Consider the following 25528-nt stretch of genomic DNA (forward strand, 5'->3'; position numbering starts at 1 on the left):
ATAACAAGAAACGACATAAGTAAATAACGAGAAAGTTATGGTTTTTAATAAGAAAAACTTATTAACCGGATTTAGTCTAAACAATTAAAATTCCACATTTAATCATACCAAATAAAACGTATAAAGAAAATATATAGGTTTTATTGTCGTTTATTTTCAGATAATAATACCTGATTATCTTTTTGTTGCTCGAAATCCTGCCGCTTCAGCTTCTTCCTTACTACAAAACCACATTTCCGGATTCACTTAATCATAATATTGACCTGATGGAAGATGATAAATTTTTTCCTGATTTTTATTTATATTTCCTTTGATTTGACAATCATTTGTCAGATTTCCTATCTTTTTTTCCTTTGTTTCTGCTGTAGCAAACCCTTTATCATGTGCATAGTTTTCAATAGACCAAATACCAATTTCATTTGAGCGAGCAATCTCTTGCACTTCTTCAAACTCATCTACATATTTAATATCTGGTGGAAAAATAGCCACACGTGCTAACCCTTTTTATTTAAGTTCAATTCATCTAGCCAAATGTATGCAAGCAGTCTCCCTTATTTATCTCTTTCTGACACATCAAGCTCAAACATAACCTCTTTGCCAGTTAAATGCTCATCAGTAAATTCAGTTGCTTCTCGCCCAAAGGGCTGTACTCCAAGACGTGAATGTTTTGTTTCCGAAGTATCAATTAAAATCAACCTTACTTTTTCAATATCTCCATTTTGCTTCTTACCTCGATTGAGTCACCATTCACCGTACGCATAACCGTGGCGCTTAGATTATTTTCTTTACTTGAATGATTAGCAAAGGAACATCCTAATAATAAAACAATTAAGCAAATGTATATAAGTAAAAATTTTTTCTCCAACCTTTTTTACATTTCCTCTTTTATATAAATGGATTTTTTAGCGAGGAAAGAGCCAGCTTTAAAAAAATGTTTATCCTTAAGCATATCCGGTAATAATACTAGCAGGCAAGAAAATTAAGAAATTCAAAAGGAGATGGATATAAATGGGTTTTATATTATATCTAATCGTAGGTGGAATAATTGGATGGCTAGCGGGATTGATTTTAGGTAAAGATATCCCTGGTGGCATTATTGGTAACATTATCGCAGGTATCATTGGTGCTTGGATAGGTGGAGCTGTGTTCGGAAATTGGGGACCAGATATTGCTGGTATCGCTATTATACCAGCTTTAATCGGTGCATTAGTATTAGTATTTATACTAAGTCTCATTTTGGGGTCTATGGCAAAAGGACGTAGAAACAGTTAAGCCTAAAATAGCATAATCTAATCTGAAAAAAACGGGAGCAGCGCTTCCGTTTTTTTTTAGTTCAATAAATCTTTATAAATGTTAGCATAATAAAGTACATCGTCTACATACTTATCACTATGGTTGTAAGCATATACAGCTGATTTTAAATCACCATCTGCCGCTCCATACTTGGATAAAAAGTTTGCCGCACTAAAAATAGCATCTTCGATATCATAAGGGTCTGCTATACCATCCCCATTTGCATCAACACCATATCCGCCATATTTTTCAATAACAACAGGATCTAATTTTTCTTCTTCCGGTATTTCCCCTTGTCCTAGTCCCTCACAGGTCGGGTGTGTCCAACCAACAAAAGTGCAAGGCATAAATTGTAAGTGACCTTCCGCTCCTGCCGGGGATAGTAACGGGTCCATTGTAGAAAAAATAGTTTCCACTCGATGATGTGCTGCTAATAAATAGGCAGGAACGCCATATTCTTTCTCCGCCGCTTCGTAAATAGGGATAAACTCCGCAGGAATAGTAGATTGTTTTACTTGCTGTTTAATATCAGTGCTGCTATATATGGCAATACTAATAAAAATAATAATTGGGATAAAGAACATGAGCAAAACAAGACGCTTTCTGGATGATTGAGAACCATTTGTAGTCGGTCTTTTTTTGCTTGTTTTTTTCATATAAACCTCCTCCTTGCACCAAAAAACCGCCGGTATCGCATCCGGTGGTCATTTTCATCATTTGATGAAGAATTAATTACGTAAATGCTTTATTGCTTGATGTAGGTGTGCAAAAGTTTTCATCTTAGAAAAGTCTAATCCAAGACTAATGCTAGTTTGAGCTATTTCCGGTCTAATACCAGTGATAATCATTTCTATTCCCAGTAAATTATAAGTCTCCCCTAATTGAAAAATTTGATTCGCCACCATTGTATCAATTACCGGTACACCAGACAAATCGAGAATGACATTTTCTAAATGCATATGACTAGCTTTCTGAAGACTATGTTCCATTAATTTAGATGCCCTATATGTATCAATCTCTCCGACAAGTGGAATAATTCCAAGTCCTTCGTCTACTTTGATTACAGGTGTACCCAATTCAAGAATAATTTCTTGTTGGGAAGAAAAAACATGCTCGTATTCATGAATATATTCTCTCGTAACAAGTTGTGTCGCTTCATCAAATTTTTTACTAATGATTTTTACCCAGCTTATTACCATTTTCCCAGATATAGCATGATTATCTATAAAGCGTTCAATATATGAATAATAAATACTCCTGAAAATAGAAAAATTAACGATCACATCATACAATGGTGTTGCTGTTTGCGATCGACTAGCTGCAATGGCATCCGCCCAATCTTTAAGATATGCCTCTTCGCCAACTAAGCTTTCCGTTACTGCCCGGTTAAATTTATAGTTCATTTCTCTCATTTTCTCAAATGTTTCTGAGTTTTTTGGTTCCGCGTATACCCCGACACCACTTGAGTAAATATTATCAAACAATTCGGTAGTCATGTTTGATATATTTTCACTCATAAATTGATGTAATTGTTGTTCAATTTTTTCCATTTCTTTGCTCCTTTAGCTTCTTCAATTCTATAAATAATATGATATACATCTAGTATGGAAAATTTCCATACATTTCGCAAGCATTAATGTATGAAATGAACATAAATAAAACACCACGAATTACGATCGCGGTGTTCCTCCAACTGTAAATAACTTTTATTCTTCTAAGAACAGAATAATCTTGCCTTCATTTAATTCTTCAATATAATTATCTGCCGAGTGTTCATCCAATCCTAGATTAGTAAACATCTTTTTTAATTCTTCATAACTTCCGCCAGAAAATGTAGAGGCTAAAGGTCCAGCGGCTATATAAGGACCTACACCAGGAGTTGCCATTCCAGGAACGTATAGTCCGCCGCCAATGCCTGCTAAAAAGCCTCCAATAATTCCGAATGCTCCTTCGTTTACAGGTTCCATCTCTTCCACATCTGTTTTCTCATGAATATATTCGGTTTTTTCTTCATCTCTTGCCATAACGGAAAAATGATTTGGATCTAAGCCGTCTGCCTGATATTGTTTAATTGCATTAATTACTTCTCGCTCACTATCAAAAACACCTATCACTTTTGCAGCCATCATGATCCCTCCTCTATACGATATAGATTACCCAATTTTATTTTCTTCGAAACAAAAGTACCTCCTTTACTTTTTATTTATTTTTTTACAATCTTCCTTAATGATTTGTTATTTCAACCATTTCTTCCGCATTAGTCGTCAAATAACCCCTTTCCCTACATAATTGCTTTCAAGTTACACATACTGTTCATTAGTACGTCTTACTACCAATGAGGGATAGATATATGTCGATTTGGAAACGAAAAAACAGCAAGAGAATAATGGAAAAAGCACCGAGTAAAATGTTAACTGAGCAAGATCATAAAGAAATCAACGGAGATTTGGAAGATTCATTAGTCTTTATAAACGATTTATTGGGAGATAATGAAGATTTCATCATTAGGAAATTTAACATATTTGGGAAGCATCAAGCTGCCATATTCTATATTTCAAATTTAGTTGATCAAACTGTGATCAATAATGATCTTTTAAAACCGCTTATGGTTTCACCAGACCTTGAAGAATTAGAAGAAATAAATAACAACATTATTACAGTTCTATTAAACGAAGTGCTTTATCATAGCGAAGCGCGAATTGAAACAGATCTGACGAAACTTGTGGAAGCAATATTAGCCGGTGAGACAGTCATTGTCATTCATCATGCACAACATGCTCTTCATATCGATACACGCTATGTAGAAAAAAGAGCAGTGACACAACCGGAAACAGAGCAAGTGATCATCGGCCCAAGAGAAGGATTTATTGAACGCCTAGGCACAAATATTGGTTTGTTACGGTATAGACTACCAACTGCTGATTTTTGCGTAAAAACAATGAAAATCGGACGGCTTACTAAATCAAAAGTAGCTATCTGTTACATGAAAGGCATTACAAATCAAGCCTTGGTCGATGAAGTAGAAAAACGCCTATCAAAGATTGATATGGATGCCATACTTGATGTCGGTTATCTGGAACAGTTTATTGAAGATAACCATTTTTCTCCTTTTCCTCAAACGCTATTAACTGAACGTCCAGATAGTGCAGTCGGAAATTTAATTGAAGGTAGAGTGGCCGTTCTAGTCGACGGATCACCATTTGCTTTACTTGTGCCTGTTGTTTTTAATCAGTTCTATCAGGCAACAGAAGATTACTCCACTCGTTTTTTACTCGGAAGTTTTACAAGATTGGTCCGTATGTTTGCGCTCGTATTCTCCTTGATCATCCCATCTTTATACGTTTCGTTTATCTCTTTTAATCCCGAATTGCTCCCTACTGAATTTGCAGTTGCAGTTGCTGGAGGCCGAGCGGGTGTCCCTTTCCCTGCTGTTATTGAAGTTTTAATAATGGAGGGTGCTATGGAGATATTGAGGGAAGCGACCGTTCGCCTGCCTAAGCAAATTGGCGGTGCTTTATCAATCGTAGGGGTTTTAGTCATCGGGGATGCTGCAGTATCAGCTGGACTTGCTAGCCCTATTACAGTTGTCGTAATCGCGATCACAACGATTGGATCATTCGCAACCCCTGTTTACAATGCCTCATTTGCTTTGCGAATGTTACGTTTCCCACTTGCAATACTTGCAGGAATCTTTGGTCTTTACGGTGTGATGTTAGGTATCATATTAATATTTAATCACATGCTCTCTTTAAAATCATTTGGTGTTCCATATATGAGCCCCATTTCTCCTGGTGATGCTCAAGGGATAAAAGATGTAGTAGTCAGATTTCCTTTTAGATGGATGCCGAGAAGACCCGCCTTTCTCCATCCTGCCGACAATATCCGTGTTGGGACAAATAAAGATATAAAAACTACGAACAACAATCCATTGGATCAAGCAATTGATAACACTGAGCGATGGGAGGCACAAGACGATGACACAACTTCGAGAAATAACACTCGTGCAGACGACGACCATACTCATTAGCACGATTATCGGAGTTGGAGTATTACGGCTACCGCTAATTGCTGTTCGAGCTGCTGATACTGGAGCTCCCTTTATTACATTTTTAGCGGTTATCATTTCTTTTATTGGATTATGGGCGATTACTAAACTCGGAATACAATTTCCTAACCAATCCATTATTCATTACAGCGAAAAAATCTTAGGGAAATGGTTAGGCCGGCTGTATGGCTGGATGATTATTATATTCTTTTTAGCTTTAACAGGATTCACTTCAAGAGAATTTGGCGCTGTAGTGGTTACCGCTGTGTTAAAAGAAACCCCCCTTGAAGTTACTGTCATTGTCATGCTTTTCTTGGCTGCCATTTTTACTCGGGACAATATAAATACATTTGCCTATATTCATAATTTTTACGTTCCTATCATTTTGGTACCAGTATTGATTATTGTGGCAGTTTCATTAAAAAATGCCGATCCTTTATACTTACAACCTATTTTCGTAAGTGAATCAACCGGAATGCTCCTCAATGGAACGCTAACTATAGCTGCCTTGTTTCAAGGTGCATTTATTATGACAATCATCATCCCTTTTATGCAAAAGCCTAAAAAAGCAATGAAAGCAACTATTTGGGGAATCTTCATATCTGGAGCATTATATATAATGATTGTTATAGCAACGCTTGCAGTTTTTGGTCCAGAAGAAATGAAAAAGACTATGTGGCCAACGCTAGAACTCGCAAGAGCGACTTCTTTACCTGGAAACATTTTACAGCGCCTAGATGTTGTGTTTTTAGCGGTTTGGGTAACAGCAGTTTTTACAACAATTTTTTCCAGTTATATGTTTAGTGTGCAAGCATTAAAACAAATATTTCGCTTGCAAGACCATAAATTGTTTTCATATTTTTTATTACCGATTGTTTTTGTGATTGCTATGCTCCCCGAAAATACGCTTCAGATGTACCAGATTATTGGTTTTGTAGGGAAAATTGGACTTCTAATTACAATCGTGTCCCCTTTTTTGTTATTAATTATAGCTAAACTTCGCAAATTAACCGTGAAGAAAGGGGAAGATTGAAATGCTTAGCAAATCGCTTGGTTCGCTATGTGTTATATTGTTGACCATTCCTTTCTTATCTGGCTGTTGGGATAGTTTAGATATTGAAAAAAGAGCAACAGTGCTAGGTCTAGCTATTGATAAAATCGACTCAGATAGTCTAAATGAGGATCATATCACCCACTTTCCTAATACCTTACCTAACTCGGATCAAGAGATGATTCGTTTGACTGCTCAGATCTCTGTACCAGGACGGATTCCCCTAGGACCTCAATCTGGCGGTGGAGGTGGGGAACAAGAACCAGTCTGGGTAGTTACAGCAAACGGTCATACACTTGAGGATGCATTATTGAATTTACAGCAAGAGTTAGCAGATGAGCTATTTTTAGGGCATTTAAGAATTATTGTCATTAGTGAGGAATTAGCAAAAGAAGGCATCGAACGATTTAATGATTATTTACGCAGACAACCTGAAGTTCGGCGAACGGCATGGATGGCCGTATCCCAAGAGGAAGCAGCAAAATATATGGAGGTAGCACCAAAATTGGAACGTGTGCCAACATTGTATCTTACATATATGGTAAAAAATGCAGTCGATTTAGGCAAATTTCCAAAAGGCGACATTGGAATATTTTGGAGGAGCCTTTCGAGTAAAGGTCAAGACGCTTATCTTCCTTACTTGAAAATAAAGGGATCTCAAAATATTGAAATGAAGGGACTTTCTTTTTTTAAGGACGATAAGATGAAAGGAATAATTGACCCTATTGAAATAGGTAGTTACATGTCAGTCCTTGGATATTCAGAAGGTGGATATGGAGCATTCATTAAAGTCCCCGGTACCGAGGAAAGTGTATTAGTACGGGCTGTAAGAAGGAAATCAAGAATGAAGTCAACAATAAAAAATGGTAAACCAGTCATCCGAATAAAAATACAATATGAAAGTGAAATTGTGGAAAACGAAAACGATACAATAAAGTTGGATAATTCTAAACTACTGCGACAAATAGAAAAAAAGGCAACAAAAGATGTAACTAATTCTCTTAATAATCTAATTCGAAAAATGCAGGAGGAAGAATCTGATATCTTCGGTTTCGGTGAACAAATTCGAGCTAAACATCCAACGTATTGGCGTAAGAAAATCAAATCAAAGGAAAATTGGCGGAAAGTTTATAAAGATTTAGAGGTTCATGTAGACATGAACACACATATACGACAAGTCGGCATGAAAGCGAAATAAAGAATAAAAAGGAGTCGCCTATATGTTAGATATTGGATATCTATATTATATAATCGGGCTCATGATCGTTACGGGCATGTTCATGTTAATCCTAGATGTGAAAAGATATAAAAAGGATAAAATGAATAAAGAGCATAAGTTTGCAAAATTTTTAGGATGGATGTATGTGGTTTTGGCAAGTACCCTGTTTCTTGGTAACTGGGTATATCAGAAGTGGCTTTGGTGATTATCCTAAGTTTATGCTTTTCTCAGGGCTAGACATTGTGAAAATTAAACTTAAAAAAATCCGGCTGCTTAAGCCGGATTTTTTTAATCTAATATAGTTACTTTTACAGTCTGTACACCGAAGTTTGTTGCATCTGAGCTTGATGGCATAAATATATCTATTTTATTTCCTTTAATTGCTCCCCCTACATCACCTGCAACAGCATTCCCATATCCTTCTACATGAACTTTTGTTCCAAGTGGTATTACTGTAGGATCAACCGCAATTATTTTTTGTTCTGGGTTAGCACGTAAATCTTGTCCGGTCGCTGTTACGCCTGAACATCCATTACAGTATGCAGTATAAGCGGTAGCTGTAACAGTCATTTCCTTGCCCTCTACTGCCTGTTGAGTTGAAGCTGGTGCTTTCTCATCAGCACTGTCACTCTTTACATTTGATGCCGGTGCAGTTTCAGGTTGAGCCTTAGGTGTATTATTTTCACTTTGTAGGATCAATTGATCACCTGGATGAATCACATCTGAAGCTAGCTGGTTTACCTGTTTTAAATCTGTGACAGAAATACCAGAATTTTTCGCTATACCCCAAAGCGTATCACCTGTAGTTACTGTATATTTTTCATTTTCCTTATTTTCATCTATGATTAGATTTTGTTCAGGTAATATCAAATCTGAAGTTAGCTCATTTAATGTACGTAATTGTTCAACATTTGAGCCCTGTTCTTGCGAAATGCTCCATAACGTGTCACCTGGTTGGACCTCATATGTAGACGCGGACGCTCCCCCAGCCATTAAACCTGTAAAAGTTGCTACCGTCGCAATAGCAGTGATTGTTTTTCTCATTAATATCCTCCTTTTTTGTTAGCAGTGATAAACTAACAATGTCTAGACTAACAGAAGGATGTTGCAATGGAATATCAATGAGATGTTCATCTAATTACAAATTTATTTCAGTGATTCGAGAATTGAAATTTAGGATTAATATACTATCTCATTACATATAGTATATATTCATCCTTTATTTTGGACAGTAATTGCAAGGTTTTCCTTACTTGCTCGTAGTGTAAATATGATAACTAGCAGAAAAAAACAGCTGGAAATTTGAAATAAATGTCCAATTCCTACAAAGTTAGCGAGACCGCCAAATATTAGTCCACTCATTCCTATTCCAAGGTCAATAGCTGAATAAAACATTCCGTTCGCTACACCTCTTCGTAATTTAGGAGTTTTGGCAAGTACCCACGCTTGTAGTGCAGGGATTAAGGATCCATAACCAATCCCAAAGAAAATACCCGCAAAGACAATACCTACCCATGAATTAGAATAAGATAAAACCCACATTGCAATGAAAGTAAATAAAGAACAATAGATCACTAATGCTTTCGGTCCGTTTCGATCAAACCATCTACCAGTAATTGGCCGAATCACGGTAGCCATCACCGCATTAACTAAATAAAAAAGAAATATTTGCTTAATATCTTTCTCTTCTGCAAAAATAACGATAAATGTCACAATTGTTCCATAGCCAAAAGTAGCTAATAAAGTTACAAGAGCAGGATACCAACTAGATTTTTCAATAAGCGAACCAAGAAAAGAAAACTTCACATCATCGCGAGACAAATTCTTCACAGCCTCAGGGGTTTGATACTTAATGATTGATAATAAAATAAATGCTATCGTCCCTAGTATCGCAGAAATAATAATGATAACGGAAAAATTATAGTTTTGATAAATATAAATACCCAAACTTGGTGCAATAATCATCCCAATTGTTATAGATAGACCAAAATACCCCATACCCTCTCCAAGTCTAGAGTTAGGCACTACATCCACTGCGGCCGTTCCATTTACAGTTGTCGACCACCCCCACATAACGCCATGCAACATACGAATGAGTAATAGAAGCATAACTATTTGTGTAAGCGGATAAATAATGGTCATCATTAATAAAGCGGCTGCCCCGATTAATACAAGACTTTTTCTGGAGCTAAACTCCAATAAATAACCAATAAATGGTCTTATGATTACTGCTCCAACCGAGAACATTGCTGTAATAAGCCCAATTTCAAATCCAGAAGCCCCTAATGACTTCACATATGGCGGTAATGTTGGAATCAACATTTGGAAACTCATAAACACGAACAAGTTCGCGATAACAATCATTGTAAATGATTTTGTCCAAAGCCGTTCATTCGTTTGTTTTATTCCTTGCAAAGACTTCACCTACACTTCCTCCATCATATCTAATACTCACTACATGTGAACTTATATATTACTTAAAGATATAGCGAAAGAATGAAAAAAACAAGCAAACTAGTTCGGAACTCGGAATTTTATCGTAGGATCATTATTTACAAAACTAACTAGCTAATTTACTAGTGAATGATGGCTGCTTATATCAATTTCATTTCAACCTTGCACACCCTTTTTAGGTTGTACATATATTAAAGGCAAGGAGGTGTATTTTATGTCTAAAGATGTTGTATTGTATCTTGCAAGTATTTTATCAGCTTACGCAATCCTTGGGTTAATCGTTTACGTTCCAGGATTAATAACCGCCGCATCGCCCCTCTTACTAACTGGGATTGTCATCGTTGTCATCGTCGTATTACTGTTTGCAGCAGCGATCATTTTAAAGGCATTGTCGCAGCTTTTAGGATCATTTAGACCTTAGAACGCTAACACTTATAATAAACTGCACTCTAAACAGATAGTAAGACCTCTAGGTCAGACTATCTGTTTTTTAACTCCTTGGCTTCAATTCACAAACTAATACTTAAAAGTGTTTTTATAGCTACTAAAGTCCATTTTCCAAGATATAAATAAACAGCCCTTACACCATCAACATGACAGTGTTCCTAGAAAAGTTCAATTGTTGATACGTCTGTTTTTATATTATAAACAACAGCTTTACAAAATTATTCTTTATATAAATTGTTCTTTCTTACTATATTTTTGCTATTGCAATATTGGCCAGATTGCGGTGAATTAAGTGATCGTCAGTTTATCAACCTTCGCTTTTCGTATTTTCGTCAAATATTTCCTCCATTCTTTGATACAACGTATGCTATGGTTAGGTTAATAAAGGGGTGAGTGGAGTGGGGACGACATTTATTGCCGTAATGCTGGCTGGAGTCATGTTTATTTTGTTTACTGCCGCCATCGTCGGTTTTATTTTATATAATAGAAATCAAAATAAGAAATAAAAAAATACGGTTCAGCCTGCTTAATCAGCTTGGATGAGCCGTATTTTCATTTTAAAATGTTCTTTTCCACTTTTTGATCAACAATATATTCATTGCAGCAGAAGCAATAGTAATCGCAATGAACATAATGCCAATCAATGGGTAGCCCAAACGAAACCCGAAATACGTGAATACTCCTAAACCGAGTGTAATAAACCAACCAAAAGCAAGTGTTGCTATGAAATAGGTTTTCTCCAATTATTTCACCATCCTTATAAGCCCATTTCACTATCCATCAGCCTTAACCTGTAAAATGAAACGCGGTTTTACTGCCATATTGGTTTGCTGTTACTTCCAGACGGGCATCAATTCTTTCCTTTAATTCCGGGACATGAGAAATGATTCCAACAAGTCGTCCACTGCTTTGAATATCCATTAATGCTTCAATTGCGTGATCTAAAGATTCAGGATCTAACGTGCCAAACCCTTCATCAATGAACATTGTTTCTAGGGAAACTCCCCCTGCATGTTGTTGCACGATGTCTGCCAAACCTAATGCTAATGAAAGCGCCGCTTTAAAACTTTCGCCCCCGGAAAGTGTTTTTACATGTCGATCTTGACCAGTATATTGATCAAAAATAAGCAGTTCAAGACCACTTTGTACATTTCCTTTTGAACGATCCGTTTTTCTTAGTAGTTGATAGCGCCCACTAGTCATTTTTGTCAATCTCGAGTTAGCTGCTTCTAAAATACCATCTAGAAATGATGCAAGGACAAATCTTTCAAATGTCAGTCTATACGTATTTTGACCACGGGTAATATCTGATAAATGGCCAACTAAATCATATTCTTCCTCTAAAGCCTTCATTTCCTCATTTATATTTTTAACCATATGGGCTATTTCTTCGTTCCGCTTAACCTGCATAATCAAATGCGCATGTTGATCGCCCAATAAAGTTAAATATTGTTCTGCCTTTTCCAAAGACTTCTTTAATAGATTAAGATCTGGCTTTTCCATCCCTTGCAATCTTTCTTCATAATCTTTAAGCCTATCGGAAATGGATCTATATTCTTCATAATAGGCACGAATCGCATTTTCTATTTTTTTAATTTCTATCGGCTCTAATTTTGCTGCATGATACACTTTATAAGTTTCAAATGCTTCCTTTTCAAGTTGATTTAAAAAGTTATTACGTTCAATATCCATCGCTTTTTCTTTTTCTTTCATATGAATTTCTAAATTGGTTATGGTTCCCGACAATCTCGCTAAGTTCTCACTAATCATTACATGATCTCTTCTCGCTGTATCTAAAGCTTCTTGTAATACCCGCTTCTCTTTTTCTAATTTTACGACCTCTTTATCAAACTGTTCTTTTCCCCTCATATTTTCGGGGATTTTACTACTAAGCGTGTGGATAATGGTTGCCGCTCCTGTATATTGAATGGATAATTGCTTTTCAACATCTAACATATCATTTAGCTTATTATTCTGCTTTTCCAGCTCCACTTCACATGTAGAAATTTGCGCATTCAATTCAGGGATTTTCTGCACTTTGGCGTTTGCCTCTAACAAAAACTGTGCTGTTTCTTTATGTTTCTTTTCATAATCTTGGATAAACATATCCATATTTTCAATTGTAAATCCCGGGACCAATTGAGTTAAGTCGTCTACAAGCTTCTGAGTATTCTCTTGATGAAATTCCGATTCTGTTTTTACCTTCATCCATGAACGTTCCGCTTCCAACAATTCTTGGTCACTTTTGGATACTGCGAGTTTCGCTATTTTGACATCATCGGCTGATTGATCTGACTCTGTTACCCTAGCCAAATCTGGATGATGGTTTGAGCCACAAACTGGACATGCTTTCCCGTCTTCGAGATGTTGCGCTAAATGACCTGCTTGTCCTTTAAGCCAACTATCTTCTATTTTTTCCAGCGTTCTGTGAGCATCCTCTGATATTTCTTTTGCCTTTTCAAATAACTTCGTTTTTAATTTAAATTCACTATGTAAATCTGTTTTCTTTTTCAAAGCTGTCGATACTGTAAGTAATTGTTTCTTCACGGATTCCACTTGACTCAATTTATTTTCATTTTGAAAAGCCAACATTTGAGCTTGTTCAAAGTCTTTCAATAACTTTCTTTGCTTTTCAGATCTATCTTTCAACTGAGATAAGTTCTCTTTTACATGAAGAATACTCTTTTGATAATCTTCTTTTTTCACTTGAATCTGTTCAAGTTCTGCTTGTTTTTGCGAAAATGAATACACATCTTCACGCATATTAATGAGTCTTGAGAGGTCATTATCTAATTGATCTCTTTGTTCTTGTTTTTCCTCTTCTTTCCGCAACCGAGCTTCAGACATATCTAACTTTTTCTTTTCTTCATTATAGTGATTCATATCTGTTTCAAGTCTAGCCTTATAGCTATCTAACTCTTTTTTTAAACGTTGACATAGCTGTTCTTGATGTTGCAAATTGGCTGCTTTATGGGCTAGCTCAACGCTGGATTTCATTTCCTCTATTTCTTTTTCTCTCGCCTTTAACTCATTGTGTTTGTGAGATAATTGCTCGCGAATGGCCATTTGCTTCATCACATCTTCTGCGGCATCTGCTTTACGCTTTGCTTCATCTCGGACTATTTTCTGTTCGTTCATTTTCTTAGTAAATTCATTTACATCTGACTGTAATGTTTTTTGGACTTCCTCTAACAGAGATAACACAGCTGTCACATTTAATATTTCTTCCTCTAATTCCAATTCTAAGTGTGTATTTTTATTGGTAGAGATTCCTTTTAGAAGTCGAGTTCTTTCTGTCATTCCAAGCTCTACTTCTTTTTTTAACAAACTAGCCTTTTCCCTCAATTTGTCTTCAATTTGCTTATACAACTCCGTATGGAATAAACGTTGGAGGATTACTTCTTTATCTCTACTATCTGATGTAAGCAATTTTCTAAAGTCCCCTTGGGGAATCATTAAAATTTGCCTGAATTGGTTAGCATCAAGCTGGATGATTTCTTTAATCTTTTCATCCGTTTCCCTTACATTCGCCGCAATTAACTTTTGCGTTCCATCTTCATCAAGCATATACATTTCCGCTTTTGCATTGACCGTTGTATAGCCATCCCCACGTGCTTTCTTTTTCTCCTGCTGCGGAGACCGACATATATAATAAACCTGATTCCGTAGAGAAAATTCCAGTGATACTTCCGTCAATAAATCATCCTCCGCAAATTGACTGCGCAAATCTGGCCCCATTCTACCTTCTCCACTAGCCCTTCCATAAATAGCAAAACTAATTCCATCAAAGATCGTCGTTTTTCCGGCACCAGTTTTTCCGGAAATAACGAACATTGTTCTATTACCGAGTTGCGAAAAGTCGATTACTTCTTTACCTGCGTATGGCCCGAATGCTTGCATCGTCAATTTTATGGGCTTCATTTGTTCACCCCCTGCTTCACATGATCAATCATTTCTGCTATTAAATGGTGCTTTTTATCTGTAAATTCTCTTGTAGTCATCTCACCATAAAATTCTTTAAATAGTTCTAGTTCTGATTTTCTCTCATTACTAGAGAAGAATTCGTATTTTTTTCTTAAATCTGTTTGATCAATTTTCTTTTCCAAATGCAATATATTAGGATAAACTTCCCTTAATTTATTTACAGGGTCTATTAACGCTCCTTCATCAAGAAGCACTACTTTTAAATAATCATCTAACTTTTGACTTTGATAAAAGCTAGGATCGAGTAATTCATCGATAAATCCAGTGATTTCTCTCATATCTTGCTCCGGTTGTAATATTCTTTCCTCGATTTCAAAAAATCCATTATTATTCATTTCAATAATCGAGACACTCTTTCTTTGATTCACTTCTGAAAATGAGTATTTCATTAATGAGCCAGAATAACGGATTTTCTCATGACGGATAGCATCAGGGCTATGCAAATGACCTAAAGCAGTGTATGAAAAGGGTGCAAAATTATCAGCAGACACACATCCGCTTCCTCCTACAGATAAAGTGCGCTCTGAATCACTCGTTTTCCCGCCCAATACAAATGCATGGCCAACAAAAACATTAGGTTCATTAGGATTTAATGTAGCTTCTATCTCGTTTACGATCCGTTTCATCGCATCATCATGGGATGTAACTGTTCGATCATCGAACCATTCTCGAATAATACCAGGCTCTGCGTATGGTATTAAATAAAAATTCACTCCATTTAATTGAACCGGTTTAAAACAATCCTCCATTTTGCCATGGATATGTAAATCACTATGTCGATACCATGAAGAACCAAAAGAAAGTCGCTCTGCACTATCATGATTACCTGATATAGCTAGAATAGGTGTTTGGAGTTCCACATTAATTTTATAAAGTGTTTCTTCTAATAGTTCCACCGCATCCGTCGACGGTACAGAACGATCATATAAATCGCCTGCTATAATAACAGCATCAGGCTTCTCTTCCTCTACTAACGTTACAAACTGATGAAGTAGAGACCTTTGTTCATTTGTCATGTACACTCCATGAACAAGTTTGCCTAAATGCCAATCAGCAGTATGAATAAATTTCATTAAGTTCACCCCGTCTATGTATCTATTATTCTTATTATAGCAAATGGATTCCTTTCAATCTAAAAAAACTAACGAGCGTCGAAGCTTCCAGAAATAAATTGGTTTTTTGCTTCTATTTCTCTATCCGATTTTCACAAAAAAATAGCCTGCAGTAATAACTACAGACTAATTTTTATATTCATTTCACTCTTTCCATCCGCCCAGGTAAGCTTTGAATGGATTGTATAACAGCCTCAAGTTTCGTTTCAATTCGATACAATAAATAAAACGTCACGACTACTGGAAAACCTACTTCGCTTATGAACGGTAAAATTTGCTCCACATTTCTCACACCTTTCGAAAGTGATAAGGACTTGTCCCTACGAGACAAGCCCTTATCTATTTAATTAATTTCTAATTCAGTTACACTTCTTTCAATTAAACGAGCACCTTTATAAGACTCATAGGAATCACCGTTACTATCGGTAAAGACATTGGCAGAAATCATACTTTCCATCGCCGTTTTCACTTGCTCAGCATCAAGCTGATCTTGAGGATTATCAATAGATATCCTAGCTGTTTTTCCTTCAGCTGTTTCAAAAATTAGCTCCAGCGTTTTCATAATATCACCTCATCTTTTTGTATGATTCAATAACTTATTCATCAATATTAAAACTATCATTCTTTTCTATCTCCCATAACGGGTGCATAGATAGTGATCCAATCGCCTGTGCAGCCTGATATAACTCATCATTGCTAGCATTCCGACGCACATTGTTAAATGTCTTGCTTTTGTAAACAGGTTTATTCTCACTGTCCAATCCATAATCAAAAACAAGTTTAAGCTTTGTCCCTTTCAAGTATGGCTTCAGCCATGTTGCTCACCTCCTTTCACCTTCTTTATAGACGTGACATCCATTTTTAGACACCCCAATTATTAAAATGTGAAAATGAAGACAATCTAGTGAACTTAGTAAGTTAATAATCTTAGACGTACTGCCGTATACTTGTCAGTAGCTTTTCAAATTGGCTATAATAGATATTAATGATCTACGGTTATTTATTAGGGGTGAGAGATATGCTAGATGGTTGGTTTTTATGGTTTATATTATTTTGGGTAGTAGTACTCATATCACTATTTGCAATCGGTGGCTTTTTCATGTTCAGAAAGTTTTTAAAGAAACTCCCTAAACAAGATGGGAAATCCGATATGGATTGGGAAGAGTTTTACGTTGAAAAATCAAAACGTTTATGGACACCTGAACAAGATCATTTGCTAGACGAACTAGTAAGCCCAGTACCGGAACTTTTCCGTGATGTGGCTAGACAGAAAATAGCTGGAAAAATAGGTGAACTTGCACTTAAAGAAAGAGTGAAAAAAATTGAGTTAGATTTGGTAATCAGAGGTTATATTATCGCTACACCAAAGCGTGACCATAAGTTTCTTCGCAAAAAACTCGATCAATTAAATATTGATGTTGCACCTTATGAACATTTATTTGAATAACTCCCACATCAGATTGGGAGTTTCTTTGTTTCTTTACGGGAAGGATGATCCATATGAAGTATTTAGCTGTTGGCTTAGGAGGAATGGTTGGTAGTGTGTTACGGTATTTTGTCGGAAATATCACTTTAAATCTGATGAATGTCCCCATTGGAACATTTCTTGTTAATTTAATCGGTTCTTTATTACTAGGATTGTTAACTGGTTTGACTACGCAAACGAATAAAATCTCACCTATAATTACTGTTTGCATCGGTACTGGTATGATTGGTTCTTTTACAACTTTTTCTACTTTTAGCACAGAAATAGTTATGCTATTTCAAAACGAACATTATTTTCTCGCACTAATCTATGTTTCAAGTAGTATTTTATTGGGTTTATTATTAGCATTCTACGGTTATTATTTGGGAGCAAAACCGTCAAGTAATAGAGGGGTGCGTTCATGACAATCTTTCTAATTGCAATTGGTGGTTTTTTAGGGGCTATTTCACGTTACTGGACTGCAAATATGTTTCGCGCATTCACTAAACTGCCTACCTATTCGGCAACCTTAACTGTTAATTTAATCGGCTCTTTCCTGCTTGGAATCGTCCTAGCTTTGCATCTACATGCAGAAACGAAACTTTTTTTTGGTATTGGCTTTTTAGGTTCATTTACTACCTTTTCTACATTCGTGGTAGAAAATATGACCTTGGCAAAAGAGAATAATTGGAGAAATGTAATTATGTACATACTGATAAGTGTAATAGGTGGAGTTATTTTAGCGTTTATCGGAATGATCATAGGCAAGCTTTTATTGAATATGTGAAAAAGCAGCATCTCAACATAGAGTTGCTGCTTTTGTGTGTTCGTTTTTAATTATGTATTTTCTTAAGTGATCATTCCTAAAATCCTTGGAAATCACCGAAGAAAGTAGAAAACAGGCTAATAATTAATGTTAATCCATCAAAAAAGAGGAGTACACCCATTAATATCATAATGGTCCCACCAATTTTCATAATTTTAACATTATGCTTACGAATCCAATTCATTCTACTAATAAAGAATGACAAAATGAAGAATGGGATAGCGAAACCTATAGCGTAAGCTGACATATATATTACGCCTGATCCAGGATTTGCTGCTGCTAAACCTAATACTGCCATAAGAATAGGTCCGGTACACGGTGTCCAGCCAGCCGCAAAAGCCATTCCTATAAGGATGGAACCAATAAATCCAGCTGGACGATTTTTAAATTCGAACTTCCGCTCTTTCATTAGAAATTCGGGTGACAAAAGACCAACGACAATCAATCCAAATAACACAATAAATATGGCCCCAATTTGTCGGATTAAACTTTGATAATCTTGAAATAGATTTCCTATAAAAGATGACCCAAACCCTAATGCAATGAAGATACTGGAAAAACCTATTAGGAAATAGAGCGTATGAAGCATACTACGTCGCTTAAACATCGCATTTTCATTTTTTAGATCAGAAACAGACATTCCGGTAATATATGACAAGAATGCTGGGTACAACGGTAGCACACACGGTGATATGAAGCTTAAGAATCCAGCACCAAGTGCTAAAAATAAATTTATATCTCCTGTCATTTATCACAACTCCTGTATCGTTTGACTCCATTCTATCAAAAATAGAGAGAGAAGACGCGTGTTACAGATGTGAATCTTTTGTGGCGAGTAGAAAATAGGCATATTAAGTAAATATAGGGTTAGTCTTCCCTCTATTTCGCGGACGCAAAGCATATTTTCTAGACCTAATGTTTATTCGCAAAAGAGTATAGGTAGAATTTCGCCATGCACGTTTGCAAGTACATGAAAATTATTAATATGCTGTATACACTCTAAATAAAGCAAACCTTCTTCTCGTTCAAAAGGCACCCCCTACTGGCCACTCAATTTCGCCATAACTACTTATTGATAAGCAGAAGCTTCATTCTTAAAATGATCTGTGCTAATTTCAAAGTTTTTATTTATTGGTTCAAGTGCTCCTATTAACTTATCGTATCGAGGATTAGAATATGGAATGATCTGTATTTGTTCCACTACATAACCGCTTGATAGAAAAAGTTGAATAATCTCTTTTCGAGTAATAAAGCGATAATGTGTTTTATCTAACAAACTGCATCGGTATAGGTCCATATTCCAACCAATAATCCTTAAATAATAGATATATGTCCTATATGTGTAATACTAGCTAACACGCAACCCACGATATAATATTGGTTTGATCTTATTAAGTACCTCTGTAGGATTAATTAAGTGTTCAAGAACATCCCCAAAATGGAACCAGCATGGCGATAATAAACATTCTCTTCCGTTATCTTTGAAAAATCTGTTATTTTTATTCCGAATTAGCTTATACATTGGTAGATAAAGAGTGCTGATAAATGTTTCGGCTATTCTAATAGGTATAAAGTTTGCTTTTTTATATAGAACGGAAGAAGATTAGCTATAAATCATGGCAAGATTAACAGTGAAATGGTATTATTGTCATAGATACTAATTACTGGAGGGTTTGTTTTGAAATTAATTAAATTCGCAAAGTTTTTATCAGTTAGTGCATTATCAGCAATGCTCCTTACTGCATGTGGTGGGGAAAGTGATATTTCAACTAAAGAGAAATCTGATGATACAGCACAAATACAAAAAGAGGATAACAAAAAAGAGCCTAAAGTTGGTACCCGTTCGAATCCTATAAAGATAAATGAAATTGCCTCAATTGATACTGTCACTTATGATGAAGAATCGAATGAATATAAAACTAAAGTTGACCTGTCTGTTGAAGAAGTTGTTCGCGGAGCAGAAGCACAGCAAAAATTAAAAGAAATGAATGAATTTAATGAAAAAGCTCCTGAAGGTTATGAATGGCTGTTAGTTAATGCGAAGGTTAAGGTTGTAGAATCCGAAACTGAAGATTATCCTTTTACGATTGATGGGATTATGAACTTTAAATTTGTAAGCGAAAGTGGAGATATATACAGTGGTGACATTATTGGAACTACTGATCCTGACTTTTCCTTTGAAATGTATAAAGGGAATGAAAAAGAAGGTTATATATCTGGGCTAGTTAAGGCTGGAGAAGAAGCCAAAATGGAATATGACTCTTGGGTAGGTAATAAAGTTTTCTTCAATTTAAAATAAAGTTGACAAATTAGCCTTTCCATTTACTAAGGAGAGGCTTTTTCCATAAAGTTTATTATATGGTGTAACTCTTTTCTTAATTCATCCACAAACATTATCTCCCTATAGCACAAACTGAAATTTAATTATAAAACTAAGAAGAAAATAGGATCTCATATACACTGGATACCGTGCAAACAAGTAATGAAATGATTTCTTTTCAAACTTAATGTTTCAAAAAAGTTCTCTAACTATGTCCTAAAACTCTTTAGTGTTCATTAAATCCTCAAGAGTACATTATTGTTTGCATAAACTACTACAATTTTATAGTCATAGAGGTGCTGTTCGCTTCTTATTTTTGTATCTACAATTGTTGATATGCTTCATTTAACAAGTAACCAATTGTTTCATCATCACTGTGGAATCCCACGTGACGAGTTAAGTTTATTAACTTAAGTGCCTTTCCGTTTGGCATGTCGATAACATTCGTGTTACTTGATTCAGATACATTCCTTACTTTCCTTACTTTCCTTACTTCGTTTATTTCTTTATACTTCTTATTCTCTTGCTTGGCTAACAACATAGCATCTTTCGCTGAGCCTACCTTTTTTCTAGCCCAATGAGCTGCTATTTTCTCTATATAGTTTTTGTTTAAATTCATATTCGTTTTTAATAAAACATAGTGCAATAATACATTCAAAACTGAACATGGCAATTTTTGCTGTATTAAAATGTTTTCTATTATTTGTACATCTTGAGAAGATGGTTCTGCACCATCGCTTATATCTCGCAATACCTGGACAGGCGAATTATTTTCGAAATATAAGACTAATTCGTCCTGTCTATTCTTTGGACGCTTAGTCCTCTCTTCTTGATTATTTTCTGTCTTTTCTGAGGAGAACTAACTGATTGATTTGCTTGTGAAAACTTTAAGTACCTCCTACATTCCTTCCTTAATGTATCTATGTTACTTATCAGATTCCGTAAGAAAAGCATTAACAGGTTGTTTCATTGAATTGAATCAATACCGTATAAAAAGGCCAATGTTTTTAATACATCTGTTACTCTTGCTGTATATGCAATTCGGGAAATGAAGGTTTGTGTCTCTATCATTAATATATCAATATTAAATACTGTATATAAATTCTGTTCGACGTTTGTTTATCCATAAGGAATCTCCTTTTCTTCCGTTTTATGAACACCCTCCTTTGTCGAAACTTGTCAATTCTAATTATACAAAAATGAAATAATAGTTATGATATAAGCCGTAATTTTTTATCTATAATTCGCTACTTACTGACCAACTACATTTTACTTTAATTCCATTAAAGCCACCTTTGACTGAAGAAAATATTTATAATTCTATTTAAGTAAGTATAGATCTTATTTTCAATACCCCTACATCAACTGATGTCTCTATATAACCAATTATCTGATTAAACGTAAAAACATTAAGCTCTTCATTTAAAACTTCCTTATCATAATCCATATCACCTAATACATAAGGAACCAATTTTTTAATTTCTTTGGTCTTAACCTCTTCCAAGTCTATAATTGCAGGAAAATGACTAAACGTGTTTCTCAATTCTTCTGTAATACCATAGTGTTCTAATAATCTTCCATTTAATAATCGAAAATCATTATGGTATAACTTATATAATCCTTCATCAGCTACCATCCTGTTCCTTAGCCAAGATAGATTAAAACCTCTTAGCCATATATCATCAGCAATTAAATGTGCAAAATATCCCAATATATAATAATTATTGCTTTCTACTTGCGAACTATATTTATGTAAAAATCCTTTATAATCAACACATCTAGAATAATCTTGTACTTCACCTACAAAGAAATGTGATAAGTTTTTTTCTTCATGTGAAAAAACAGCGTCAGGAGCTACGCTTCCAAGTAAAAATGATGTTTTGTCCTCTATGGATAAAGCTACTGCAATTTTATTACCAATAATTGAGTGCATTATTCTCGAACCCATTATTCTTCACCCTTTCATCGTTTTTTCAACAATCTGAAAAGTTATGATAACATGAGTTTATCATAGCTAGTTTTTATTGAGAACAGGCAACACTCAATAACCATCTAGCTAACAGTTGGGTGGGCATTTCAGTGCTTGATTTGGATTAGAGATTGAAACCTTGTAAAGATAATAACAACAAAAAATCACCTCCCTAATTGATTTTTCATCAGAGAAGTGACTTTTTGTAAATGCGTATAGGAAAATCAATCAAATAAAGAAATATCGACGGGATTTTCCACTAAATCCCCCTTCAACCTCAATGATAGCGCAAATCCTTATTTCATTTGTTTGTTCATTGCCTGCATCATTTGATTGATTTTCTTTTGCGATGGTTTTTGTCCCATTTGCATCATCATCATTTTTAGCATTTGTTCATTAATTGGTGGATTTTTCTTTAAATATGTCATCATATATTTACGGGCAACGAAAAACCCTAACGCAACACCAGCAAGTAGTGCAAGTACACCCGTTAAAATGAATTGCCAAAGCATATTGAATTTCCTCCTTCATGTTGTCTACAGTTCAGTTTATTAAACCCCAATATATTATACAATAATCCACCATTATTTCATACAAACTTCCTCTCTTTAACAGCTTTAATCCATCCATATCGATTATTTTCGATATCTACAGCTAAAAATCGACCATCAAATTTGCGTAATACTTCAAAGAAAACCGATTCTGACTCAAAATCCCCGAGCGCATGAAGTTCAAGGCAACGCTTTCCGATAAGCAACTCCGCTCGTTTATCCGCTTTAGGGGCACCTATATAATAAGTTTTCCCTTTAATTTTCATTTCTCTTTTTTGAACAGAAGAAGACAAATGATGATGAAGTTCTAAATACGGTAAAGGTTTAGTTATAAATTGAATTTGTTTCTTTATAATTTCTTGTAGTTCACCTTGGACTTTACATTTAGCAGCAAACAACTCATAGAATTTAATTTCCCGACCATAAAAATAATCTGCAACTTCATCTTCTATTAAATAAATGAAATAAGTGCGCATTGATTTCACTCCTTAGCCGGCTTTTCTATCATTAATAGGAATATTTTTAACTATTATAGGCATTCTAGGATATTTGATAGTTACTCACTCTTTACATTTATACTTCTATAAACAATTCATAATTCCTTTATTTTTTCAAAAAAAAGAGAACCGAATGTCGGTTCTCTTCTTAATAATTAATTTTTAAAGCATTGCTTTTATACGAGCAACAACATTATCAACAGTAAAACCGAATTCTTCCGCAATTTTTTCTCCTGGTGCAGATGCGCCAAAGCGATCAATTGCTAGAATTTCCCCTTCATCTCCTGTGTATCTTTCCCAACCAAATGGAGATGCCATTTCTATCGCTAAACGCTTTTTAACTGTTTTTGGTATAACAGATTCTTTATATTCTTTTGATTGCTCTTCGAATTTGTCCCATGAAGGCATACTAACAACTGAAACATGGATATCTTCTTTTGCCAAAGCTGCTTGTGCTTCTACCGCTAGACTTACTTCAGAACCTGTAGCCAAGATAAGCGCGTCTGCAGAATCAGTAGTTGCAGAAGATACAACATAAGCACCTTTATTTACACCTTGTTTTGCATTTTCTGCAGTACCAGGTAATGTCGGTAAGTTTTGACGGGATAATATTAGCGCAGTTGGTTTATGTTTTGATTCCATTGCAGCTTGCCAAGCAGCAGCTGTTTCATTGCCGTCTGCTGGTCTAATAATAGATAATCCTGGCATCGCTCGCAATGATGCAAGTTGTTCAATTGGTTCATGTGTAGGTCCATCTTCTCCCACTGCAATACTGTCATGAGTAAATACATATGTGACTGGAAGCTCCATTAAAGCAGCAAGTCTAACAGCTGGGCGCAGGTAATCAGAGAAAACAAAGAATGTTCCGCCGAATACTTTTAATCCTCCATGAAGGGCAATACCATTCATAGCCGCAGCCATCCCAAATTCCCTTACACCGAACCAGATATTTCTTCCCGCGTAGTTATCAGCACCGTAATCTGATTGTCCAGAAATCATCGTTTTATTAGAGCTAGCAAGGTCTGCTGCTCCTCCGACAAGAGATGGCAAGTTTTTAGCAATATCGTTCATTACTTCACTACTAGAAGCTCTCGTAGCTAAGCTCGAACCGGTTTCATAGACCGTTATGTCTTTATCCCATCCTTCAGGTAGCTCTCCAGCAATTGCTTGCTCAAGTTGTGCTGCTAACTCAGGATTTTCAGCTTTATATCTTGAGAATAATTCTTCCCACTCAGCTTCTGTTTGTTTTCCTTTATTTACAATTGTTTCTTCAAATACATCATACACTTCAGATGGTACATAAAAATCATCTTCATAAGTCCATTCGTAGTACTCTTTGGCAAGCTTCATTTCTGCTTCACCAAGAGGTGCACCATGTGCATCTGACTTACCTGCTTTATTAGGTGCGCCATAACCAATTACAGTTTTCACTTCAATTAAAGTCGGCTTGGAACTTTCTTGTTTAGCAGCTTCAATTGCTTTTGCTATTTCTTCAAGATTATTTCCATCTTCTACTCTTAGATAATGCCAGCCATATGCTTCGAAGCGACCTGCAACGTTTTCAGAAAACGATTTATCAAGTTCGCCATCGAGGGTAATATCGTTTGAATCATACAACATGATGAGTTTTCCTAGTTGCAAGTGAGCTGCAAGTGATACTGCTTCTGAAGCTACACCTTCCATTAAATCCCCATCACCGCAAAGTGCATATGTATAGTGATCAACAACTTCTAAATTATTTTTATTATAAACTTCAGCTAAATGACGTTCAGCCATTGCCATACCTACAGCCATACCAATACCTTGTCCAAGAGGACCGGTTGTTGCTTCGACTCCAGGAGTAAAACCATATTCAGGATGACCAGGTGTTCTGCTTCCCCACTGGCGGAAATTTTTGATATCTTCCATTTCCACTCCGTATCCTGACAAATGAAGCAAGCTATAAAGCAACATAGAGCCATGACCAGCAGATAAAACAAAGCGATCTCGGTTAAACCAAGCTGGGTTTTTAGGGTTATGGTTCATAAAACGAGTCCAAAGGGTATAAGCCATAGGTGCAGCACCCATCGGTAATCCTGGATGGCCAGAATTGGATCTTTCAATTGCATCAATAGATAAAGTTCTGATTGTATTTACTGCTAATTGATCTACCTTTTCAAACATTTCCATCAACCTTTCTTTCCTTTTACTATCTCTATAATAGTGTTAATTGGCTGAATTAACAACCTTTTTAAATTCTCTTGAATCTGTTTATAAATGGTAAGTGGAAATACACCCTTAGTTTGTATGGCTTTC

General features: G+C 35.6%; 31 protein-coding genes. 10 read left to right on the plus strand and 21 right to left on the minus strand.

What is annotated here, in order from left to right:
* Positions 1 to 174 precede the first annotated feature (174 nt).
* The 3 genes from BLE01S_RS21475 to BLE01S_RS21085 all read right to left on the minus strand — a co-directional run bounded on the left by BLE01S_RS21475 (position 175) and on the right by BLE01S_RS21085 (position 695).
* Positions 175 to 234 (minus strand): sunset domain-containing protein, encoded by a 60-nt coding sequence (locus BLE01S_RS21475; RefSeq protein WP_432806472.1) that lies wholly within the window; start codon positions 232 to 234, stop codon positions 175 to 177.
* Positions 235 to 246: 12 nt separating this feature from the next.
* The gene (locus BLE01S_RS21080; RefSeq protein ID WP_066138968.1) at positions 247 to 489 is read right to left on the minus strand and encodes a hypothetical protein; all 243 of its coding nucleotides are present in this window, start codon (positions 487 to 489) and stop codon (positions 247 to 249) included.
* A 62-nt stretch (positions 490 to 551) separates the two neighbouring features.
* Positions 552 to 695, minus strand: a complete 144-nt coding sequence (locus BLE01S_RS21085) for a thermonuclease family protein (protein WP_231955815.1) — start codon at positions 693 to 695, stop codon at positions 552 to 554.
* A 313-nt stretch (positions 696 to 1008) separates the two neighbouring features.
* Here BLE01S_RS21085 and BLE01S_RS07070 point away from each other — a divergent pair, with 313 nt between their 5' ends.
* Positions 1009 to 1272 carry a GlsB/YeaQ/YmgE family stress response membrane protein gene (locus BLE01S_RS07070; RefSeq protein ID WP_066138970.1) on the plus strand — a complete coding sequence of 88 codons (264 nt, stop codon included), beginning with the start codon at positions 1009 to 1011 and terminating at the stop codon, positions 1270 to 1272.
* A gap of 56 nt (positions 1273 to 1328) precedes the next feature.
* Here BLE01S_RS07070 and BLE01S_RS07075 read toward each other — a convergent pair whose 3' ends face one another.
* The 3 genes from BLE01S_RS07075 to BLE01S_RS07085 form a co-directional block, all read right to left on the minus strand.
* Entirely contained in the window at positions 1329 to 1949 is a 621-nt protein-coding gene (locus BLE01S_RS07075; RefSeq protein ID WP_066138974.1) for a lytic transglycosylase domain-containing protein, read from the minus strand.
* Positions 1950 to 2021: 72 nt separating this feature from the next.
* Positions 2022 to 2843: an STAS domain-containing protein gene (locus BLE01S_RS07080; protein ID WP_066138977.1), complete on the minus strand. Its 822-nt coding sequence runs from the start codon at positions 2841 to 2843 to the stop codon at positions 2022 to 2024.
* Between the two features lie 156 nt (positions 2844 to 2999).
* A complete protein-coding gene (locus BLE01S_RS07085) occupies positions 3000 to 3422 on the minus strand; it encodes a general stress protein (RefSeq protein WP_082788609.1) in 423 nt (140 codons plus the stop codon).
* 221 nt (positions 3423 to 3643) lie between these two features.
* Between BLE01S_RS07085 and BLE01S_RS07090 the strand changes: the two genes are divergently transcribed.
* From BLE01S_RS07090 to BLE01S_RS07105, 4 genes are read left to right on the plus strand one after another with little or no spacing between them, the layout of a single operon-like run.
* Positions 3644 to 5320: a spore germination protein gene (locus BLE01S_RS07090; protein ID WP_066138983.1), complete on the plus strand. Its 1677-nt coding sequence runs from the start codon at positions 3644 to 3646 to the stop codon at positions 5318 to 5320.
* Entirely contained in the window at positions 5268 to 6371 is a 1104-nt protein-coding gene (locus BLE01S_RS07095; protein WP_066138987.1) for a GerAB/ArcD/ProY family transporter, read from the plus strand. Before BLE01S_RS07090 ends, BLE01S_RS07095 begins: the two co-directional genes overlap by 53 nt.
* A gap of 1 nt (position 6372) precedes the next feature.
* Positions 6373 to 7587, plus strand: coding sequence for a Ger(x)C family spore germination protein (locus BLE01S_RS07100; protein WP_066138989.1), 1215 nt, complete (start codon positions 6373 to 6375; stop codon positions 7585 to 7587).
* A gap of 22 nt (positions 7588 to 7609) precedes the next feature.
* Positions 7610 to 7813: a CLC_0170 family protein gene (locus BLE01S_RS07105; RefSeq protein WP_066138991.1), complete on the plus strand. Its 204-nt coding sequence runs from the start codon at positions 7610 to 7612 to the stop codon at positions 7811 to 7813.
* An 83-nt stretch (positions 7814 to 7896) separates the two neighbouring features.
* Here BLE01S_RS07105 and BLE01S_RS07110 read toward each other — a convergent pair whose 3' ends face one another.
* Together BLE01S_RS07110 and BLE01S_RS07115 are read right to left on the minus strand one after the other, a co-directional pair.
* A complete protein-coding gene (locus BLE01S_RS07110; RefSeq protein ID WP_066138995.1) occupies positions 7897 to 8652 on the minus strand; it encodes a 3D domain-containing protein in 756 nt (251 codons plus the stop codon).
* Positions 8653 to 8820: 168 nt separating this feature from the next.
* The gene (locus BLE01S_RS07115) at positions 8821 to 9972 is read right to left on the minus strand and encodes an MFS transporter (protein WP_066140994.1); all 1152 of its coding nucleotides are present in this window, start codon (positions 9970 to 9972) and stop codon (positions 8821 to 8823) included.
* Between the two features lie 304 nt (positions 9973 to 10276).
* Between BLE01S_RS07115 and BLE01S_RS07120 the strand changes: the two genes are divergently transcribed.
* The gene (locus BLE01S_RS07120) at positions 10277 to 10483 is read left to right on the plus strand and encodes a hypothetical protein (RefSeq protein ID WP_066138998.1); all 207 of its coding nucleotides are present in this window, start codon (positions 10277 to 10279) and stop codon (positions 10481 to 10483) included.
* A 583-nt stretch (positions 10484 to 11066) separates the two neighbouring features.
* On the opposite strand, the gene BLE01S_RS07125 is transcribed toward BLE01S_RS07120, so the two are convergent.
* The 6 genes from BLE01S_RS07125 to BLE01S_RS07150 all read right to left on the minus strand — a co-directional run bounded on the left by BLE01S_RS07125 (position 11067) and on the right by BLE01S_RS07150 (position 16405).
* A complete protein-coding gene (locus tag BLE01S_RS07125; protein WP_066139002.1) occupies positions 11067 to 11252 on the minus strand; it encodes a hypothetical protein in 186 nt (61 codons plus the stop codon).
* 43 nt (positions 11253 to 11295) lie between these two features.
* Positions 11296 to 14430: an AAA family ATPase gene (locus BLE01S_RS07130; RefSeq protein ID WP_066139004.1), complete on the minus strand. Its 3135-nt coding sequence runs from the start codon at positions 14428 to 14430 to the stop codon at positions 11296 to 11298.
* Complete coding sequence (locus BLE01S_RS07135) at positions 14427 to 15566, minus strand: exonuclease SbcCD subunit D (RefSeq protein ID WP_066139006.1); 1140 nt, start codon at positions 15564 to 15566, stop codon at positions 14427 to 14429. The genes BLE01S_RS07130 and BLE01S_RS07135 overlap by 4 nt, the downstream gene beginning before the upstream one ends.
* A 178-nt stretch (positions 15567 to 15744) precedes the next feature.
* Entirely contained in the window at positions 15745 to 15888 is a 144-nt protein-coding gene (locus BLE01S_RS07140; protein ID WP_066139008.1) for a YvrJ family protein, read from the minus strand.
* Between the two features lie 60 nt (positions 15889 to 15948).
* Positions 15949 to 16167, minus strand: a complete 219-nt coding sequence (locus tag BLE01S_RS07145; RefSeq protein ID WP_066139011.1) for a DUF2922 domain-containing protein — start codon at positions 16165 to 16167, stop codon at positions 15949 to 15951.
* A 34-nt stretch (positions 16168 to 16201) separates the two neighbouring features.
* Positions 16202 to 16405 (minus strand): DUF1659 domain-containing protein, encoded by a 204-nt coding sequence (locus tag BLE01S_RS07150; RefSeq protein WP_231955816.1) that lies wholly within the window; start codon positions 16403 to 16405, stop codon positions 16202 to 16204.
* Between the two features lie 218 nt (positions 16406 to 16623).
* Here BLE01S_RS07150 and BLE01S_RS07155 point away from each other — a divergent pair, with 218 nt between their 5' ends.
* From BLE01S_RS07155 to crcB (BLE01S_RS07165), 3 genes are read left to right on the plus strand one after another with little or no spacing between them, the layout of a single operon-like run.
* Positions 16624 to 17052, plus strand: a complete 429-nt coding sequence (locus BLE01S_RS07155; RefSeq protein WP_066139016.1) for a DUF2621 domain-containing protein — start codon at positions 16624 to 16626, stop codon at positions 17050 to 17052.
* Positions 17053 to 17105: 53 nt separating this feature from the next.
* A complete protein-coding gene (crcB, locus tag BLE01S_RS07160; RefSeq protein ID WP_066139019.1) occupies positions 17106 to 17495 on the plus strand; it encodes a fluoride efflux transporter CrcB in 390 nt (129 codons plus the stop codon).
* Positions 17492 to 17857 (plus strand): fluoride efflux transporter CrcB, encoded by a 366-nt coding sequence (gene crcB, locus BLE01S_RS07165; RefSeq protein WP_066139021.1) that lies wholly within the window; start codon positions 17492 to 17494, stop codon positions 17855 to 17857. Before crcB (BLE01S_RS07160) ends, crcB (BLE01S_RS07165) begins: the two co-directional genes overlap by 4 nt.
* Before the next feature lie 76 nt (positions 17858 to 17933).
* Here the strand turns inward: crcB (BLE01S_RS07165) and BLE01S_RS07170 are convergent, their stop codons facing one another.
* Together BLE01S_RS07170 and BLE01S_RS07175 are read right to left on the minus strand one after the other, a co-directional pair.
* Positions 17934 to 18644 carry a cytochrome c biogenesis CcdA family protein gene (locus tag BLE01S_RS07170; protein ID WP_066139026.1) on the minus strand — a complete coding sequence of 237 codons (711 nt, stop codon included), beginning with the start codon at positions 18642 to 18644 and terminating at the stop codon, positions 17934 to 17936.
* A 321-nt stretch (positions 18645 to 18965) separates the two neighbouring features.
* Complete coding sequence (locus tag BLE01S_RS07175; RefSeq protein WP_145981928.1) at positions 18966 to 19193, minus strand: hypothetical protein; 228 nt, start codon at positions 19191 to 19193, stop codon at positions 18966 to 18968.
* Positions 19194 to 19574: 381 nt separating this feature from the next.
* Here BLE01S_RS07175 and BLE01S_RS07180 point away from each other — a divergent pair, with 381 nt between their 5' ends.
* Positions 19575 to 20195: a hypothetical protein gene (locus BLE01S_RS07180; protein WP_231955817.1), complete on the plus strand. Its 621-nt coding sequence runs from the start codon at positions 19575 to 19577 to the stop codon at positions 20193 to 20195.
* Between the two features lie 343 nt (positions 20196 to 20538).
* Here the strand turns inward: BLE01S_RS07180 and BLE01S_RS07185 are convergent, their stop codons facing one another.
* The 5 genes from BLE01S_RS07185 to tkt form a co-directional block, all read right to left on the minus strand.
* Positions 20539 to 20967, minus strand: coding sequence for a DnaD domain protein (locus BLE01S_RS07185; protein ID WP_066139030.1), 429 nt, complete (start codon positions 20965 to 20967; stop codon positions 20539 to 20541).
* 573 nt (positions 20968 to 21540) lie between these two features.
* Positions 21541 to 22164: a zinc dependent phospholipase C family protein gene (locus BLE01S_RS07190; RefSeq protein ID WP_066139034.1), complete on the minus strand. Its 624-nt coding sequence runs from the start codon at positions 22162 to 22164 to the stop codon at positions 21541 to 21543.
* Positions 22165 to 22481: 317 nt separating this feature from the next.
* Entirely contained in the window at positions 22482 to 22697 is a 216-nt protein-coding gene (locus tag BLE01S_RS07195; protein ID WP_066139036.1) for a YneF family protein, read from the minus strand.
* 77 nt (positions 22698 to 22774) lie between these two features.
* Positions 22775 to 23212 (minus strand): sporulation inhibitor of replication protein SirA, encoded by a 438-nt coding sequence (sirA, locus tag BLE01S_RS07200; protein ID WP_066139040.1) that lies wholly within the window; start codon positions 23210 to 23212, stop codon positions 22775 to 22777.
* 183 nt (positions 23213 to 23395) lie between these two features.
* On the minus strand, positions 23396 to 25396 hold the full coding sequence (tkt, locus tag BLE01S_RS07205) for a transketolase (protein WP_066141002.1): 2001 nt from the start codon (positions 25394 to 25396) through the stop codon (positions 23396 to 23398).
* Between the last annotated feature and the right edge of the window lie 132 nt (positions 25397 to 25528).

The sequence above is a fragment of the Lederbergia lenta NBRC 16444 genome (assembly GCF_001591545.1).
Classification (GTDB): domain Bacteria; phylum Bacillota; class Bacilli; order Bacillales; family Bacillaceae_C; genus Lederbergia; species Lederbergia lenta.

What these genes read in the sequence shown, in the direction of transcription:
- BLE01S_RS07070 (WP_066138970.1), top strand. Translation starts at nt 1,009, where the DNA reads ATGGGTTTTATATTATATCTAATCGTAGGTGGAATAATTGGATGGCTA.
- BLE01S_RS07075 (WP_066138974.1), bottom strand. Translation starts at nt 1,949, where the DNA reads ATGAAAAAAACAAGCAAAAAAAGACCGACTACAAATGGTTCTCAATCA.
- BLE01S_RS07080 (WP_066138977.1), bottom strand. Translation starts at nt 2,843, where the DNA reads ATGGAAAAAATTGAACAACAATTACATCAATTTATGAGTGAAAATATA.
- BLE01S_RS07085 (WP_082788609.1), bottom strand. Translation starts at nt 3,422, where the DNA reads ATGATGGCTGCAAAAGTGATAGGTGTTTTTGATAGTGAGCGAGAAGTA.
- BLE01S_RS07090 (WP_066138983.1), top strand. Translation starts at nt 3,644, where the DNA reads ATGTCGATTTGGAAACGAAAAAACAGCAAGAGAATAATGGAAAAAGCA.
- BLE01S_RS07095 (WP_066138987.1), top strand. Translation starts at nt 5,268, where the DNA reads ATGACACAACTTCGAGAAATAACACTCGTGCAGACGACGACCATACTC.
- BLE01S_RS07100 (WP_066138989.1), top strand. Translation starts at nt 6,373, where the DNA reads ATGCTTAGCAAATCGCTTGGTTCGCTATGTGTTATATTGTTGACCATT.
- BLE01S_RS07105 (WP_066138991.1), top strand. Translation starts at nt 7,610, where the DNA reads ATGTTAGATATTGGATATCTATATTATATAATCGGGCTCATGATCGTT.
- BLE01S_RS07110 (WP_066138995.1), bottom strand. Translation starts at nt 8,652, where the DNA reads ATGAGAAAAACAATCACTGCTATTGCGACGGTAGCAACTTTTACAGGT.
- BLE01S_RS07115 (WP_066140994.1), bottom strand. Translation starts at nt 9,972, where the DNA reads ATGATTGTTATCGCGAACTTGTTCGTGTTTATGAGTTTCCAAATGTTG.
- BLE01S_RS07120 (WP_066138998.1), top strand. Translation starts at nt 10,277, where the DNA reads ATGTCTAAAGATGTTGTATTGTATCTTGCAAGTATTTTATCAGCTTAC.
- BLE01S_RS07130 (WP_066139004.1), bottom strand. Translation starts at nt 14,430, where the DNA reads ATGAAGCCCATAAAATTGACGATGCAAGCATTCGGGCCATACGCAGGT.
- BLE01S_RS07135 (WP_066139006.1), bottom strand. Translation starts at nt 15,566, where the DNA reads ATGAAATTTATTCATACTGCTGATTGGCATTTAGGCAAACTTGTTCAT.
- BLE01S_RS07145 (WP_066139011.1), bottom strand. Translation starts at nt 16,167, where the DNA reads ATGAAAACGCTGGAGCTAATTTTTGAAACAGCTGAAGGAAAAACAGCT.
- BLE01S_RS07155 (WP_066139016.1), top strand. Translation starts at nt 16,624, where the DNA reads ATGCTAGATGGTTGGTTTTTATGGTTTATATTATTTTGGGTAGTAGTA.
- crcB (WP_066139019.1), top strand. Translation starts at nt 17,106, where the DNA reads ATGAAGTATTTAGCTGTTGGCTTAGGAGGAATGGTTGGTAGTGTGTTA.
- crcB (WP_066139021.1), top strand. Translation starts at nt 17,492, where the DNA reads ATGACAATCTTTCTAATTGCAATTGGTGGTTTTTTAGGGGCTATTTCA.
- BLE01S_RS07170 (WP_066139026.1), bottom strand. Translation starts at nt 18,644, where the DNA reads ATGACAGGAGATATAAATTTATTTTTAGCACTTGGTGCTGGATTCTTA.
- BLE01S_RS07175 (WP_145981928.1), bottom strand. Translation starts at nt 19,193, where the DNA reads ATGGACCTATACCGATGCAGTTTGTTAGATAAAACACATTATCGCTTT.
- BLE01S_RS07190 (WP_066139034.1), bottom strand. Translation starts at nt 22,164, where the DNA reads ATGGGTTCGAGAATAATGCACTCAATTATTGGTAATAAAATTGCAGTA.
- BLE01S_RS07195 (WP_066139036.1), bottom strand. Translation starts at nt 22,697, where the DNA reads ATGCTTTGGCAATTCATTTTAACGGGTGTACTTGCACTACTTGCTGGT.
- sirA (WP_066139040.1), bottom strand. Translation starts at nt 23,212, where the DNA reads ATGCGCACTTATTTCATTTATTTAATAGAAGATGAAGTTGCAGATTAT.
- tkt (WP_066141002.1), bottom strand. Translation starts at nt 25,396, where the DNA reads ATGTTTGAAAAGGTAGATCAATTAGCAGTAAATACAATCAGAACTTTA.